13 protein-coding genes are annotated in these 15,505 nt (G+C 72.3%); 12 read left to right on the top strand and 1 reads right to left on the bottom strand.

Annotated features, from left to right (window positions below; translation table 11 throughout):
• The first annotated feature begins 323 nt into the window (after nucleotides 1-323).
• The 12 genes from VLK66_RS10675 (at nucleotide 324) to VLK66_RS10620 (ending at nucleotide 13,584) form a co-directional block, all read left to right on the top strand.
• Nucleotides 324-1,922, top strand: coding sequence for a class I adenylate-forming enzyme family protein (locus tag VLK66_RS10675; RefSeq protein ID WP_325309395.1), 1,599 nt, complete (start codon nucleotides 324-326; stop codon nucleotides 1,920-1,922).
• A 221-nt stretch (nucleotides 1,923-2,143) separates the two neighbouring features.
• The gene (locus VLK66_RS10670) at nucleotides 2,144-5,479 is read left to right on the top strand and encodes an NYN domain-containing protein (protein WP_325309394.1); all 3,336 of its coding nucleotides are present in this window, start codon (nucleotides 2,144-2,146) and stop codon (nucleotides 5,477-5,479) included.
• The gene (locus VLK66_RS10665; protein ID WP_325309393.1) at nucleotides 5,476-6,138 is read left to right on the top strand and encodes a DNA-3-methyladenine glycosylase; all 663 of its coding nucleotides are present in this window, start codon (nucleotides 5,476-5,478) and stop codon (nucleotides 6,136-6,138) included. The genes VLK66_RS10670 and VLK66_RS10665 overlap by 4 nt, the downstream gene beginning before the upstream one ends.
• Before the next feature lie 365 nt (nucleotides 6,139-6,503).
• Entirely contained in the window at nucleotides 6,504-7,121 is a 618-nt protein-coding gene (locus tag VLK66_RS10660) for a hypothetical protein (RefSeq protein WP_325309392.1), read from the top strand.
• Nucleotides 7,122-7,154: 33 nt separating this feature from the next.
• A complete protein-coding gene (locus tag VLK66_RS10655) occupies nucleotides 7,155-7,766 on the top strand; it encodes a hypothetical protein (protein WP_325309391.1) in 612 nt (203 codons plus the stop codon).
• A 33-nt stretch (nucleotides 7,767-7,799) separates the two neighbouring features.
• Nucleotides 7,800-8,930: a hypothetical protein gene (locus VLK66_RS10650; RefSeq protein ID WP_325309390.1), complete on the top strand. Its 1,131-nt coding sequence runs from the start codon at nucleotides 7,800-7,802 to the stop codon at nucleotides 8,928-8,930.
• On the top strand, nucleotides 8,927-9,664 hold the full coding sequence (locus VLK66_RS10645; protein WP_325309389.1) for a hypothetical protein: 738 nt from the start codon (nucleotides 8,927-8,929) through the stop codon (nucleotides 9,662-9,664). The genes VLK66_RS10650 and VLK66_RS10645 overlap by 4 nt, the downstream gene beginning before the upstream one ends.
• 10 nt (nucleotides 9,665-9,674) lie before the next feature.
• A complete protein-coding gene (locus VLK66_RS10640) occupies nucleotides 9,675-10,457 on the top strand; it encodes an inositol monophosphatase family protein (RefSeq protein WP_325309388.1) in 783 nt (260 codons plus the stop codon).
• Nucleotides 10,458-10,546: 89 nt separating this feature from the next.
• Nucleotides 10,547-10,768, top strand: a complete 222-nt coding sequence (locus VLK66_RS10635) for a dodecin (protein ID WP_325309387.1) — start codon at nucleotides 10,547-10,549, stop codon at nucleotides 10,766-10,768.
• Between the two features lie 476 nt (nucleotides 10,769-11,244).
• Nucleotides 11,245-12,207: an SMP-30/gluconolactonase/LRE family protein gene (locus VLK66_RS10630; protein WP_325309386.1), complete on the top strand. Its 963-nt coding sequence runs from the start codon at nucleotides 11,245-11,247 to the stop codon at nucleotides 12,205-12,207.
• Between the two features lie 251 nt (nucleotides 12,208-12,458).
• Nucleotides 12,459-12,818, top strand: a complete 360-nt coding sequence (locus VLK66_RS10625; protein WP_325309385.1) for a DUF4019 domain-containing protein — start codon at nucleotides 12,459-12,461, stop codon at nucleotides 12,816-12,818.
• A gap of 22 nt (nucleotides 12,819-12,840) precedes the next feature.
• Entirely contained in the window at nucleotides 12,841-13,584 is a 744-nt protein-coding gene (locus VLK66_RS10620) for a hypothetical protein (protein WP_325309384.1), read from the top strand.
• Nucleotides 13,585-14,033: 449 nt separating this feature from the next.
• Here the strand turns inward: VLK66_RS10620 and VLK66_RS10615 are convergent, their stop codons facing one another.
• A complete protein-coding gene (locus VLK66_RS10615; protein ID WP_325309383.1) occupies nucleotides 14,034-15,401 on the bottom strand; it encodes a solute carrier family 23 protein in 1,368 nt (455 codons plus the stop codon).
• Nucleotides 15,402-15,505: the final 104 nt, after the last annotated feature.

The raw sequence follows: 15,505 nt of genomic DNA, 5'->3' as shown, positions 1-15,505 counted from the left end.
TCCTGAGTCCTGAGTCCTGAGTCCTGAGTCCTGAGTCCTGAGTCCTGAGTCCTGAGTCCTGAGTCCTGAGTCCTAAGTCCTAAGTGAACAGATGGCGATCTCCTGCGAAGCGCGGGAGAGAGGCACGGCCGGAAGGCGGAGACATCCGTCGCAAAGCTCCGAAATCGCCCTGCCAAAACCTGGGACTTAGGACTTGGGACTTAGGACTTTTCGGTTCCGAAGATACCCGGAAACCCGCCCCCGGTCAAAGTTTGACGCCGTTCGGCCCGGCCGCTATGTTTGTCGCGCCCGAAACCCACGCCGGCCACCCCAACGGAGGATCAATGACGCTACGAGACCGCTTCACGGGGCTCTCGGTCGCGGATGCGCTTGCCATCCGCGCCGGTGAGGACCCACGGCGGCCGTTCGTTGCGTTCGGGGACCGGCGCTGCACCTACGCGCAGATCGACCACCAGAGCAGCGCCCTGGCGGCCGCCCTGCACGAGCTGGGGATCGAGGCCGGCGACCGCATGGCGCTGACCCTTCCCAACTGGCCCGAGTTTGTGGTGGCGGCCTTCGCGGCGGCCAAGCTCGGCGCCGTCATCGTGCCGCTGAACCCGCGCTACACCACCCCCGAGCTGCAGTACATGCTGCGGCACTCGGAAACGGCGGTCGTCGTGACGGCCGAGAACTGGGAAGGGGTGGACTACCTGGCGCGCTACGAGGGCTTCCTGACCTCGCTCCCCGACCTGCAGTACGTGGTGAGCGTGGGCGAGGAAGACCTGTGGTACGACGACCGCATCCACCAGTTCGAGGACCTGGTGTCCAGCGGCGAGGGGCGCCCGTTCCCGCGCCACCAGGGCTTGCCCGACGAGCTCTTCGCCATCCTGTACACCAGCGGCACGATGGGAAAGCCGAAGGGGGTGGCGCTGAGCCACGCCAACGTGCTGACCACCGCCGCGGGCACGGCCGACGCGCTGGGGCTCACGGGCGACGACGTGGTGTTCGGCCTGAACTCGCTCTTCAACGTGTTCGGGATGGGCACCGGGATGATGGGCGCCATGATGGCCGGTGCGGCCATGGTGCTGCAGGACCACGACGGCGCCTCGGCCGCGCTGGAGCTGATCGAGCGCGAGCGGGTGACGGTGTACCACGGCGTGCCCACCAACTACGTGCTGGCGCTGAAGGAGATGGAGAACGGGTCGTACGACCTGTCCTCCGTGCGCACCGGCATCGTGGCCGGCGCCCCCGCGTCGGAAGAGCTGGTGATGCGCATCCGCCGCGAGCTGGTGCCCGACCTGAGGATCGGATACGGGCTCACGGAAACCAGCGAAACCGTGGCGCTCACCCGCAGCGACGACCCGCAGGGAAAGTCGGTGTCCACGGTGGGCCGCCCGCTTCCCGGCGTGGAGCTGCGCATCCACGACGTGGACGGCAGCGTGCTGCCGGTTGAGAGCGTGGGCGAGATCGCGGTGCGCGGGCCCTGCGTGATGCAGGGGTACTACCGCCAGCCCGGCGAGACCGCGCTGGTGTTCACGGGCGACCGCTTCTTCATGACCGGCGACCTGGGAATGGTCGACGAGGAGGGCTACCTCCACGTCCTGGGCCGGCGCAAGGAGATGATCATCCGTGGCGGGTTCAACGTGTACCCGCGCGAGGTGGAAGACCGGCTGCATGCGCACCCCGCCGTTCTCGACGTGGCCGTCGTCGGCCTGCCGGACGAGATCCTGGGCGAGGTGAGCTGCGCCTGCATCGTTCCCGTCGAGGGGGCGATCGTCACGGGCGAGGAAATCAAGGATTTCTGCCGTGAGGTGCTGGCGGACTACAAGGTCCCGGACCTGGTCCGCTTCCTCGACAGCTTTCCCATGACGGGGAGCGGCAAGGTGCGCCGCGTGGAGCTCGCGCGCATGATCAGCGCCGAGGAGAGCAGCCGCCGGCCGTGACTTCCCGTCAGGACCCTATTGTTGCGGACGGGCTTCTCCGGCTCTCGCCTGGAGAGTGCCCAGTGCTCAGTGCCCAGTGCCCAGTGGTTTACATTGAGTCCCCGGTGAGACGTCTCCCGGCTTGCTCGAAATGATCCCACTTGGCACTTGGCACTTGGCACTTGGCACTTCTCCCCGCGAAGCGGAGAAGCTCGCCGCGTGAACAGAAACGTGGACGAGAGATGACGACCTTCGTGCCGCGGAGCCCCCACCTGCTGGGTGGCGCTCCCGCAACCCCCGCCGCGCGCAACGCGGCCCTCCTGATCGACTTCGACAACATCACCCTCGGCGTCCGCAGCGACCTGGGCAAGGAGCTCAAGACGCTGCTGAACAGCGAGATCTTCAGCGGCAAGGTGGCGGTCCGCCGCGCCTACGCCGACTGGCGGCGCTACCCCAACTACGTGGTGCCGCTCACCGAGGCCAGCATCGACCTCATCTTCGCCCCCGCCTACGGCACCTCCAAAAAGAACGCCACCGACCTGCGCATGGCGGTCGACGCCATCGAGCTGGCGTTCATGCGCCCCGAGATCGGCACCTTCATCCTCCTCACCGGCGACAGCGACTTCTCGAGCTGCGTGCTGAAGCTCAAGGAGTACGGCAAGTACGTCATCGGCGTGGGGATGCGCGACTCCTCCAGCGACCTGCTGATCCAGAACTGCGACGAGTACTACTCGTACCACGCGCTGAGCGGGCTGGTGCGCGAGGGCGACCAGGGCACGCCCCGGCGCGACCCCTGGCTGCTGGTGCGCGAGGCGGCGCAGAAGATGGCCGCGTCGGGCGACTCGATGCGCACCGACCGCCTGAAGCAGGTGATGATCGACCTGGACCCCAACTTCGACGAGAAGGACGAGGGGTACAGCAAGTTCAGCAAGTTCGCGCAGGTGGCCGCCGAGAAGGGGCTCATCCGCCTGCACAAGGTGGAGAACGGGCAGTACGAGGTGGCGCCGGTCGACGACCTGGACGCCGCCGGCCCCGCCACGCAGCCGCGCTACGACCGCGAGGAGCGCTTCCGCGACCGGGACCGCGGGCCCGACCGCGACCGTGGCCGCGGACGCGGCGGGCGGGGGCGCGACCGGGACCGCGACCGTCCGCGCGACTTCGGGCGCGACCGCGACCGCGAGTTCGACCGCGAGCGCGAGCCGCGCGCCGAGCCCGCGCCGGTGCGCCTGCTGCGCGACGACGAGGAGCCGGCCGTCGCCGCCTCGGCCGCGCCCGCCGCGGAGACCGAGTCCGAGACCATCGCCGCCGCCTTCCCCGTGGGCGAGGCCCAGGTCGCCACGCCTTTCATCGAGGAGCCGCCGGCGCCCGCCACCCGCGAGGAGCGCGACGCGCTGTCGCACGCCTACGCGCTGCTGCAGCACGCCGTCCGCGCGCTGGTCAGCCGCCAGGGCCAGACCGCCCGCGACGGCGACGTGAAGCGCCGCATGATGGAGATGGACGGCGGCTTCGACGAGCACGCGCTGGGCTTCAGCAAGTTCAGCCGCTTCCTCCGCCAGGCGCACGAGGACCAGGTGGTGGACGTCCGGCGCCTGGCCGAGGGGCGCTACGAGGTCGCGCTCCCCTCCTCCGGCACCAAGCTGGCCCCGCCCGCGCTCACCGGCCCGCGCCCGGAGCCGATCACCGTCGACCGCGACGAGCCCCGCGTGGCCGCCGACTCGTCGGCTACGGCCGAGCCCGCGGAGCCGCGCGGACGTGACCGCGGGCGCGGACGTGGCCGTGGACGCGACCGCGGCCCCCGCGAGGGCGCGCCGCCGATCCTTCCCGGGCAGGTGCCGGGGGGCGAGGAAGAGCGTCCCGCCGCCGCCGCGCAGCCCGCGCCCGAAGCCGGGCAGCCGGAGACGCGCCGCGAGGAACCCCGTCGCGAGGAGCCCCGCCGGGAAGAGCCCCGGCGCGAGGAGCCGCGCCGCGAGGAGCCGCGCCGCGAGGAGCGCCCCGCCGCCGAGTCCGCGCCGCCGTCCTCCGCCTCGCGCGAGGGTCCGGCCGACGCGCAGCGCGGGCTGCGCCACCGCCACGGCGGACGCCGTCCCGCGTGGGCGTCGCCCTCCGGGCCGCCGCCGCTCCTTCCGGGGCAGGTGGTCCACGTCCCCGGCTCCGCTCGCCCCGAGCAGCCGGCGGAGCCGCAGCCCAAGCCGCGCGCGGAGGAGCCCGCCGCGCCGCAGCCGGCCGCCGAGGCGCCGTTCAGCGCCGAGGCGCTGGGGCTGCCGACCGACCGCGCGGGCGTCGAGGCGCACCTCGCCGGCTACCGCGGCGTGGGCGCGGCCACCGTCCGCTCGCTGGCCGAGGCCTTCGGCGGGCGGGTGTTCGAGACGCTGGAGAACGATCCCGACGCGGTCCGGGCGCTGCTCGGCCGCCGCGCCGGGCCGATCCTGGACCAGTGGACCGCCGACCGCGACGCCCGCCGCGCCGAGCGCGCCCAGGCGGCGCCCGCCGCCGAGGAGCCCGCGCCGCAGCCGACCGCGGAGGAGCCCGCGGAGGACGCGCGCGACTTCGCCGAGGCTGCATCCGCCATCGCCCCCGAGCCGGTGCAGGGCGAGACGGCGGAGGGGGATGAAGCGGATGCCGACGCGGTCGCCGGGGAGACGGCGGAAGAGGCCGCGCGGCGCCGCAGCCGCCGTGGCCGCCGCGGTGGCCGCAACCGGAACCGCAACCGCGCGGCGGGTGACGGCGATGCCGCGGGGACGACGGAAGCCCCGGCGGCGGAAGAGGCACCCGCCGCGGCGGCCGCTGACGAGTTCGCGCCCGGCGGTGAGGTCGCCGCCGCGGACGACGCGATCGCGGCCGAGCAGGAGGATTCGGATCCCACGCTTGCCTCGCAGGCGGCGCGCCCCGGCGGCCGTTCGCGCGGACGCCGAGGCCGGGGCCGTGGTGGTGCGCCGACCGACGCGCCCGCGGCCGAGACGGTGGACGTCGGCGGCATCGACGTTCCCGTGGGTCCGCAGGGGGAGACCGATCCCACGCTGATGGAGCCGGCGTCGCTCCCCGCGGGTGACGCGCAGCCGCGCGGCCGCTCGCGCGGGCGTGGCGGGCGGGGACGGGGTGGCGCGCAGGCGCCCGCTCCCGCGCCGCAGGCGGAGGCGCCGGCTCCGGCGCCCGAGCAGCCCGCCGCGGGCGGTGGCCGTCGTGGCCGCGGCCGCGGCGGCGCGCAGCAGCAGGCGACGGAGACCGCGCTCCCCGCCGCTCCGGCGGCGGAGGCGGGCGGTGGTGGACGCGGCCGCGCTGGCCGCGGTCCGCGCGCCGAGGCGGCTCCCGCCGCGCCGGCGGCGGAGGCCCCGGCGGCCGGTGGTCGTCGTGGACGCGGCCGCGGCGGTGCGCAGCCCGCGCCGGAGGCCGCTCCGCAGCCGGCGCCCGAGGCGGCGGCTGGCGGTCGCGGACGGGGGCGCGGCGGCAATCGCCCCGCGGCCGAGGCGCCGCAGCCCGAGCCGCCCGCGCAGGGCGGGGAAGGCGGCAAGGCGGGCGGAAGCCGGCCGCGCCGGGGACGCGGGCGCGGGGGACGCGGCGGCACGCCGCCCACCTCGTGAGCCGAAAGGCTTCCGCGAGCGCCGCGTCCGGTGAAGACCGGGCGCGGCGCTCGTCCGTTGTGGACCCCGCGCCGCTCCCGCCGGAGTTCTGCGCGCGCCCGGCCGAGACCGTCGCCCGCGACCTGCTGGGGACGCGGCTCGTCAGCGAGGTGGGGGGCGCGCGCGTCGTGGGGGAGATCGTGGAGACGGAGGCGTACGTCGGGCCGCACGACGCCGCGTCGCACGCGTGGGAGAAGTTCGGCCGCACGGCGAGGAACGACGTGATGTTCGGCCCGCCGGGGATCACCTACGTCTACCTGATCTACGGCATCAACTGGTGCATCAACGTGGTGACGGACACGGAGGGCTTCCCCGGCGCGGTCCTGATCCGCGCGGCGATGCCGGTGGAGGGGATCGAGACGGCGCGCGAGCGCCGGCCCGGACGCGCCGACCGCGAGCTGATGCGCGGGCCCGGGAACCTGGCGCGCGCGCTGGGCGTCACCGGCGCGCAGAACCGGCATCCGCTGGACGCGCCGCCGCTCTGGCTGGCCGCCGGCCGCGCCGTTCCCGACGCAGAGGTTTCTATCGGGCCGCGGATCGGCATCCCCGCGCACCGGGCGGCGGACTGGCCGCTCCGCTTCTGGATCTCCGGATCGCGCTGGGTGTCCAAGAACTCTTGAGCGCCGCGCATCGGACGCAACGGACGTGTGGCCTCGGCTATGGATCCTTCGGCCTGCAACCGCTTGTGCGGGGGAGACTCTGCTGTGGTCGGCCTCAGGATGACGTCTCTGTGCGTTTTTCGAATGCACCGACGATAGCCAAATCGAGACGTCATCCTGAGTCGAACACCACGCTTCGCGCGACGACGATGGATGAAAGGGGAGGCGTCCTCCGGCGCTGGAACCGGCTTCCGAGCCGAACAGCCTCGCGCAGTTTGCGAGGCTTCCCGTAGTTGTTGCTGCGGCTTCAGCCGCCGGTGGGGGGCGGAACCGTAATCTTCACGCCAGCAGAAGCATCTCCCGCAACACCTTCCATTGCCGCCCCGATGGCATCGCGCGCCGCGCTTCCCATCTCCATTCTGCTGTTGCTGCTGAGCTGCCCGGGACCGCGCGTGCCCGAGGTCCGCGCCGCGGCGCCCGTCTACCGTGCCCCCGCGACGCTCCACGTCGTCGCTCCGCCGGCGAGGGAGATCGTTAGCGAGCAGGTCGCGCCCTACGGCTGGGTCGTGCAGCTGCGGCGCCTCCGCGGCCCGCTGCTGAACCGGTGGCGCGTGACGGTGGACGGCCGCGAGGTGCTGTCGGCGGAGATGGCGAGCCTCGGCGTCAGCCACGTCCTGCCGGCGCGCGACGGAGTGCTGGTGCTGCTGGAGGTCACGCCCGGCGGCGTGGCGTGCGAGTTCCTGTACCGCGTCCTCGAGCTGCGGTACGAGCAGCCGCCGCGCATCACGGATGAGTTCGGCACCTGCGCGGCGCCTGCGGACGTCCGCCTGGTGCACGGGCGGCTGCGCGTCTACACCGGCCCGTATCTTCCCACCTACATCGGCCTGATGGACCCGCAGCCGTCCGGAATCCATCCCGAACCGGCGCGGATGGACGAGTACCGCGACGGGCGCATGGTCCCGGTCGCGCGCGGCGCCGCGGCGGACCGCCTCGGCGGACGCTGACGCCGGACTCATCACCCTCTCCCGTCCCGTCCGATGCACCCGTCCGCGCGGCGGATCGCCCTGCTCCTCCTCCTGGCCTCCTGCGGCCGCGGCGACGCGCGTGCCCACTCCCCCGCGCGGCGCGATTCCGCGGCGGCCAGGCGCGATACGGCGCCTGCGGCCGCGGACGGCGAGGTGGTGACGGAGACGTTCGGGTCGGATCGCGACCGGGGGGTGTTCGCGATTGCGAAGCGCGCGAACCACTACCGCGTGCTGGTGAACGGCCGCGCGCTCTGGGAAGAGGACGTCGAGAGCGTGCGCATCCACGCGCTGATGCAGCCGGCCGACGGGAGCGCGCTCGTGGTGCTGGCGGTCACCCCCGGCGGCACCGCGTGCGACCAGATGTTCCGCGTGGTGGAGCTGCGGTACTTCCAGCCGCCCCGCATCACCCCGGAGTTCGGCACCTGCGACTCCGCTCCGGAGGTGGGGTACGTGCACGCGCGGCTGCGGATCTTCTTCGAGGGGTGGCTCCCGGCCCGCCTGGCCCTGCTGGACACGCTTCCGCCGGACGTCGAGTGGCCGCCGGACGAGCTGCTCGAATACCGGGACGGGGCGATGGTGACCATCGCCCGCGGCCGGGAGGCGGACCGCCTCGCCGGCCGGTGACGCCACGCCGGACACCTTCTCTTCACCCGCCCCATGCCGCGGCGCCTCGCGATCCTCATCCCCCTGCTCCTGGCCGGCTGCGCGCGCCCGGACGCGCCGCCGCCGGCACCCGCGCGCTCGGCCGCCGCGGCGCCATCTCCCGTGCTGTCCGCGGCGTCGGCGGATTCGGGGGATGATGCCGACGCGGACACCACCGGGCCGTGGCCGCAGGACGCTTGGCTGCGTGAGAAGGTGAGCGCGGGCGCTGGGGTGATCGCCATCGTCCGCGACTCCATCCCCCGCCGCGCCTTCCGCGTGTTCGTGGACGGCGGCGAGGTGCTGGCGGACAGCGCCGCGCGCGACGTGCGGCTGCTTTCCGTGACGCAGAGCTTCTATCCGCGGCTCGTGGCGGTGCTGGAGATCGTGCCCGGCGACTCCGCGTGCGCCGCCTACCGGGTGCTGGACGTGCACGCGGAGCGGCCGCCGCTGCTGACGCGCGCGTTCGGCAGCTGCGGCCGCCCCGCGCTCTCGTGGGGCGAGGACGTGGTGCGGATGGACTTCCCCCCGCACGGCGGCGCCCGGCCCGCGGAAGCGTACGAGTACCGCGACACCACGCTGGCGCGGCTCGCCGCCGGACGGCGCGAGGAGTTCCCCGCCACGCGCGGGGATGGCGACGCGTGGCGGCCTCCTTCCGAGCGGATGAGCCGCCTGCGCGGGCGCCTGGCCACGCCCGACGGCGTGCTGGAGATCACGCGCGGCGCGACGGAAGGCGGGAACGTCAGCCACCACAACACGGTGGCGGTGGACGGCCGGACGGTGCTCACCGAGGAGTTCGGCCTGACGATGGAGGTGTACGCCCTGGTCCCGCGGACCGCGGCGCACGGCACGCTGGCCGTGCTGCTGCGCGAGGATGGCGGCAACGCGTGCGAGGCGCTCTTCCGCGTGGTGGAGATGCGGCTCCATCGCCCGCCGCGCCTGACGGAGGAGTTCGGCAGCTGCGCGGCGGCTCCTACGCTGGTCACCCGCGACGGCGGGGTGCGCCTGGAGTTCGCCCCCTATTGGACGCACTGGCAGGAGGCGGAGCCGGGCTTCCGCCGCCCGCCCGGGCAGGCGTACGAGTACCGCGCCGGGCGGATGGTGCGCGTCCCGCTCCGGTCGGCAACCGCCGGGAGGAAGGGACGATGACGCGGCGGCGCCTTTCCTCCCTCGCTGTATTCGCCGCGCTGCTGCTCGCCTCCGCGTGCCCGCGGCCGGATGCGGGCCGCGCTCGCGCACCGGCGAAGGATGCTCCGCCAGCCAGGTCGGCCACTCCGGCGCCCGTCTCCAGGGAGCCCACGGCGGCGGATTCGGCGGCGGCGCGCGCCCGCATTCTCAACCCCGGCGTCGACACCGCGTGGGTGGAGCCGCGGTTCGCGCGGCGCAACGTGGAGCGGCAGCGCCTCAGCACGCTCGACGGGACGATGACCATCACCGCCGACAGCATCGGGGGCGAGATCCCGGTTGAATCCACCTACCACCTGGCGGTGAACGGCCGCGAGATCCTGGCCGAGGAGCAGATCATCGACCTGGGCGTGTACCAGTTCCTGCAGAGCTACCACGCGCAGGCGGGGAGCTTCAACGAGAGCGGCGCCGTCGCCGTCCTCGACGCGAGCGCGTACGGCAACACCTGCCCGGCCATGTTCCGCGTCCTGATGATGCGCTTCGGCAGGCCGCCGCTGCTCACCCCGCGGTTCGGGAACTGCTCGGAGAGCCCGCAGATCCTGCGTTCCGGGGGACGGCTGCGCATGCGGTTTCCCGGCTTCTACACCTACTGGCAGTCGCGGCAGAGCGGCTTCCGCGCGCCCCCCGACGAGCTGTACGATTACCGCGGGACGGAGATGGTGAAGCTTTCCCCGCCTCCGCGGGCGGGCGACCGATGAAAGGAGCGGGATGACGGACCGGGACGGGTTGATGGACTTCGCCGCGCGCACGCTGCGGGCGGCGGGGGAGCTGACGCTGGCGCACTTCGGGCGCGCCGCGGTGGAGTACAAGTCCAACCAGACGGAGGTGACCGCCGCCGACCTGGCCGCCGAGGCGCACGTCCGCGCCGCCATCGCCGAGGCGTTCCCCGAGGACGGGATCCTGGGCGAGGAGGAGGACGACGTCCCGTCCAGGAGCGGCCGGCGCTGGATCGTCGACCCGATCGACGGGACGCGCTCGTTCGCGGTCGGCGTGCCGCTGTACTCCATGCTGCTGGCGCTGGAGGAAGATGGGGCGCCCGTGCTGGGCTGCATCCACCTCCCGGTGACGCGGCAGACGCTGGTCGCGGCCACCGGCGCCGGCGCGTGGATGAACGGCGAGCGCGCCCGCGTCTCGGAGTGCGACGCGCTGTCCGACGCGCGGCTGGTCACCAGCGGGTTCGAGTACTGGCGCGACAGCTCCACCGACGAGCACCGCGCCGGCTTCGAGCGGCTGGTGAAGGCCACGCGCTTCGCCCGCACCTGGGGCGACGGCTACGGCTACTTCCTGGTCGCCACCGGCCGCGTGGAGCTCTACTGCGACCCCATCTGCGGCGCCGCCTGGGACATCGCCCCGATGAACGTCATCCTCGCCGAGGCCGGCGGCCGCATCTCCCGGTTCGATGGCCAGCCCATCGCGCCGATGACTTCGGTGCTCGCCGGCAATCCCCATCTCCACGAAGCTGCCGCGCGGATGCTGCTGGCCGGCAGCTGAACGACTGCGCGTGACGCCCATGGAACACCGCTTGCCGCGCATCCGGCCGTCAGCGCAGGACGAATGACTACCCGGGCGGAGGGAGCGTGATGGGCGGCGCGTACAAGGCGATCGAGATGGTGGGCACGTCGGAGCAGAGCTTCGACGATGCGACGCGCTCGGCGGTGAAGCGAGCGGGCGAGACGATGCGCAACCTGGAGTGGCTGGAGGTCTGCGAGCAGCGCGCCTACATCGCGGGCGGCGAGATCCGCGAGTTCCAGGTGAAGGTGAAGGTCTGGTTCAAGCTCGACGACGGCTCGAAGGAGAGCTGATCTCCATCTCCACCAGCATCGGACGGCGGCGCTCCGCACAGGCGCCGCCGTCGCGCGTTGCCGGATTCCTTTCGCAGATCAAGACCCGAGAGACGTCATCCTGAGGCCGGCCACACTGTACTCTTCGCATGCGCGAATGCGTGCAGGCCGAAGGATCTATAGCACGTCCCACACGTCATTTGCGGCGACGAGCGGCGGCTGCCTGGCACGTTCTGGCGCGCATCGCCCAGCTGACGTGCTGGGCCGTTATGGATCCTTCGGCCTGCACGCATTAGTGCGGACGCGGGTCCGGTGTGGCCGGCCTCAGGATGACGTCTTCTCGGGTAGATGCGTACATCAACCCCGACGCTGTGGGCTGATGAAGATCCGCATCTTCCCTCCGATCCAATGGAATGCATGGGATCGGCACGCGTCTCGCGGTTGGGGGCGTCCTCGAAGTGCTGTTCCGGATCGCGTGACTGGCGGGGAGACGAGCCATGATGCCCATTCTCCGTACCCTCTTCTGCGCCGCGCTGGCGGTCGCCGGCATCGCGGCGTGCGCGCGCTCGGGCGGCCCCGCGCCGGCGGGCGACCGCGACGCGCGCGCGAAGTTCGTGCACGCCATCGACGGCTTCTACGGCCCCGAGTCGGCGAAGTACGATCCCGAGCAGGACGTGTGGTTCATCAGCAACATGCTGGGGTACGGGTCCGACCACGACGGCGCGGGGTACATCGTCCGCGTTCCCGCGGCCACCTTCGGCCCCGTGCAGATGTTCGTCGTGGGCGGCAGGAACGGCGCGACGCTCGACGCGCCCAAGGGGATGGCCATCCACGGCGACACGCTGTGGGTCGCCGACATCGACGTGCTGCGCGGCTTCGACCGGCGCACCGGCGCGCCGCTGGCGACCGTCGACTTCCGCCCGCAGCACGCCACGCTGCTGAACGACGTGGCCGTGGGCCACGACGGGCGGCTGTACGTGACCGACACGGGGATCGGGATGACGCCCATCGGCGTGACGCACCCCGGCGGCGACCGCGTGTTCGTCGTCGGCCCCGACCACGCGGTCGGCGTGGTGGCCGCCGGGCAGACGCTGGGGCGCCCGAACGGCATCGCCGCCACGCCGCGCGGTCAGGGGGTGACGGTGGTCTCGTTCGACCCCTTCCGTAGCACCGTCTACACCTTGGACCTGCGCGGGGAGACGGCGCAGCTGAAGGTGATGGCCACGGGGAAGGGGAAGTACGACGGGATCGAGCCGCTGCCGGACGGGCGGGTGCTGGTCGCCTGCTGGAACGACTCGAGCGTGCACGTGATCTCGCCGGGCCACGACAGGCAGATCATCCGAGGCCTCTCGCAGCCGGCCGACATCGGCGTGGACACGCGGCGCGGCATCGTCGCCATCCCCCAGTCCGTCCGCGACCGCGTGGAGTTCTGGAAGCTGCCGCCGGAGCAGGGGGATTGAGATTTTCGAGCCGGTCACCGGCGACTGAAGTCGCAGCAACAACTACGGGAAGCCTCGCAAACTGCGCGAGGCTGTTCGGCTCGGTTCAGGCGGGGGAGGGCGAGTTCGAGGCTGTCCGGGGGCGTGATACGCACGGAGATGGCAGGAGTGGGAGTCCGCGAAGGCGGACTTTGGGCCGTTGTTGCCGCGATTTCAATCGCCCTTCGTGACCGGGATCGAACCGCAATCGAACGAAAATCGGGGACGGGATCGTGGACGAAACACAGATGATCGGCGACGCCTCGGCGGCGGCGGACGCGTGGCTGGAGCGCATCGACGCGGGCGACGTGGAGGAAACGTGGGCGCGCACCTCGTCGCTCTTTCGCCAGCTGGTGGATCTGCCGAAGTGGAAGGCCTCGTTCGAGCAGGTGACCAGCATCTTCGGGCGCCCGCTCTCGCGCGAGCTGAGCGACACGCAGCACCGCCAGTCCATCCCCGGCGGCCCCGACGGCGAGTACGTGGTGCTGGAGTACGCGACGGAGTTCGAGCGGAAGAAGGAGGCGGTGGAGACGGTGGTCACCGCGCTGGACACCGACGGCGAGTGGCGCGTCGGCGGCTACTTCGTGCGCTGACGGCCGGCACAATGGGAGAAGGATGACGTTTTCGCTACGGCGGTTCGACCTTCCCGAGATGCTGCGCTGCGGGCTGGACCTGCGGCGCGACACCAAGGACGCGGCCACGATGGAGGAGGCCGCGCGGTCGCTGGTGCGCTACTTCCACGAATCGTTCGTGGACGAAACCGGCGAGCGCGAGTGCGCGCTGGTGCGCTTCTACAAGACGCACCCGTACGGCGGGCTGGGGCCGGAGCTGCAGTCGTTCGCGGCCGGGCTGATGGGCGGGCGCGGCCCGTGGGACGAGATGAAGGCGCTGGTCCTGCTCGCCTCGGCCGGGCAGGAGCCGGAGTGGAACGATCCGCGGCAGTCGCGCGGCCACCGCGCCATCCCGCTCCCCAGCGCGCGCATCGTGGAGCAGGCGCCGATGATCGCGCAGCTGGTGCGCGAGATGGGGCTGGACCTGGACGACGTGGTGGCCCCGCGCCCGGAGCTGATCCGCGGGCTGGAGGGGAAGACGTACAACATCTTCTACGTGGCCGACGCGCTGGGGAACCCGGCCATCCCCGCGCAGGACTTCGTGCGCTCGTACGGCATCCGCTCGGTGGTGGGCTGCGGCGGCATCCACATGACCGGCGACCTGTACGCCATGATCCTCTTCTCCCGCGTGCCCATCCCGCCCGAGTGCGCGGACCGCTTCCGCAACGTGGCGCTCGACGTGAAGCTCGCCATCTCCCGCTTCCGCGACGACGCCGTCTTCGACGCGCCCGCGGCCGTGACCGGCTGATCTCCCGAGCACCGGGAATGGAATTCCCGGGCAACAACAGCACGAAGTCCCTGCGGGACTGTGGCCTCGGCATCCATTCGCTCCGGATGCCCGGAGCGAGCCGGAGCCGGTCGCCGAGCCGGACAGCCTTGCTCGCCGGGAATGGAATTCCCGGCCAACAACAGCACAAAGTCCCTGCGGGACTGTGGCCTCGGCATCCACTCGCTCTGGATGCCCGGAGCGAGCCGGAGCCGGTCGCCGAGCCGGACAGCCTTGCTCGCCGGGAATGGAATTCCCGGGCAACAACAGCACAAAGTCCCTCCGGGACTGTGGCCTGGCATCCATTTGCTCCGGATGCCCGGAGCGAGCCGGAGCCGGTCGCCGAGCCGGACAGCCTCGCGCGGTTTGCGAGGCTTCCCGTGGTTGTTGCTGCGGCTTCAGCCGCCGGTGAGCGAGAGGTGAGCTCTCGCTCAGTGGCTGATCGCCGCCTCGGGATTTGATTCGGGAGGAAGAGAGACCGCGCCGTCGGCGGAGGCCGGGTCGCTGCGCGGGCGGCCGCCGCCCAGCAGCTGGTAGAGGATGATGGCGCCGAACGTGGCGGTGCCGATGCCGCCGATGGAGAAGTCGCCCAGCTTCAGCTCCAGGTTCCCCGCGCCCAGCGTCAGCGTCACCGCCGCGACCACCAGGTTGCGGCTGTCGGAGAAGTCCACCCGGTTCTGCACCCAGATCCGCCCGCCCGTGGCCGCGATCAGCCCGAACAGCACAATCGACAGCCCGCCGAGGACGGGGACCGGGATGGTGCCGATCAGCGCGCCGAACTTGGGGCTGAACCCCATCGCGATGGCCACCACCGACGCCACCACGAAGATCAGCGTCGAGTAGATCCGCGTCACCGCCATCACCCCGATGTTCTCGGCGTAGGTCGTCACCCCGGTGCCGCCGCCCGTGGCCGCCACCATGCACGCCACCGCGTCGCCCAGGAAGGCGCGGCCCAGCCAGCGGTCCAGGCTGCGCCCGGTCATGGCGCCCACCGCCTTCACGTGCCCCAGGTTCTCCGCCACGAGGATCACGGCGACGGGCGCGAACAGCGTCATCACGTCCTTGCGGAACACCGGGGCGGAGAAGTGCGGCAGCCCGATCCACGGCGCGGCGGCGAGCGCGGTGAAGTCGATCGCCTTTCCCATCCCCATCCAGTTGGCCAGCAGCGCGTAGAGGGCGTAGCCGATCACGCCGCCCAGCAGGATGGGCAGGCGCCGCAGCATCCCCGGCGCGTACACGGCCACCGCGGCCGCGGCCAGCGCCGTCGCCAGGCCGATGGCGGTGGCGAACGGGCTGCCGCCCACGTCGCGGATGGCCACCGGCGCCAGGTTCAGCCCGATCACCGCGACCACGGCGCCGGTCACCACCGGCGGCATCAGCCGCTCCACCCAGCGGTAGCCGGCGAACATCACGATTACCCCGATCACCGCGTAGACCGCCCCCGCCGCGATGATCCCGCCCAGCGCCACGCCGATGTTGGGGTTGGGCCCCGGCGGCCGGTACCCGGTAGACACCAGCACCACCGAGACGAACGCGAAGCTGGAGCCCAGGTAGCTCGGCACCCGCCCGCCCACCACCAGGAAGAAGATCAGCGTGCCGATGCCGGAGAAGAAGATGGCGGTGTTGGGGTCGAAGCCCATCAGGATGGGCACCAGCACCGTCGCGCCGAACATGGCGAACACGTGCTGGATGCCGATCACCATCGTCTGCCCCCAAGGCAATCGCTCCTCGGGGCCGATGACGCCTTCCTCCTTCAGCTTCCAGTGCGGCAGGAACCCTCCGTCGTCGCGATCGGGCATGCGTGTCCTCAAGGGTCGGGAGATGGGGATGGAGATGGGAGATGGACGGGCAGGATGGAGACAAGCATGCGGCGCCGCGCCGTTTTCGCAAGGGAGCCGCGGGA

The sequence above is a fragment of the Longimicrobium sp. genome (genome assembly GCF_035474595.1).
GTDB lineage: Bacteria > Gemmatimonadota > Gemmatimonadetes > Longimicrobiales > Longimicrobiaceae > Longimicrobium.
Note: the sequence above shows the minus strand (reverse complement) of the source record. Positions and strands in the feature narration are given on the sequence as shown.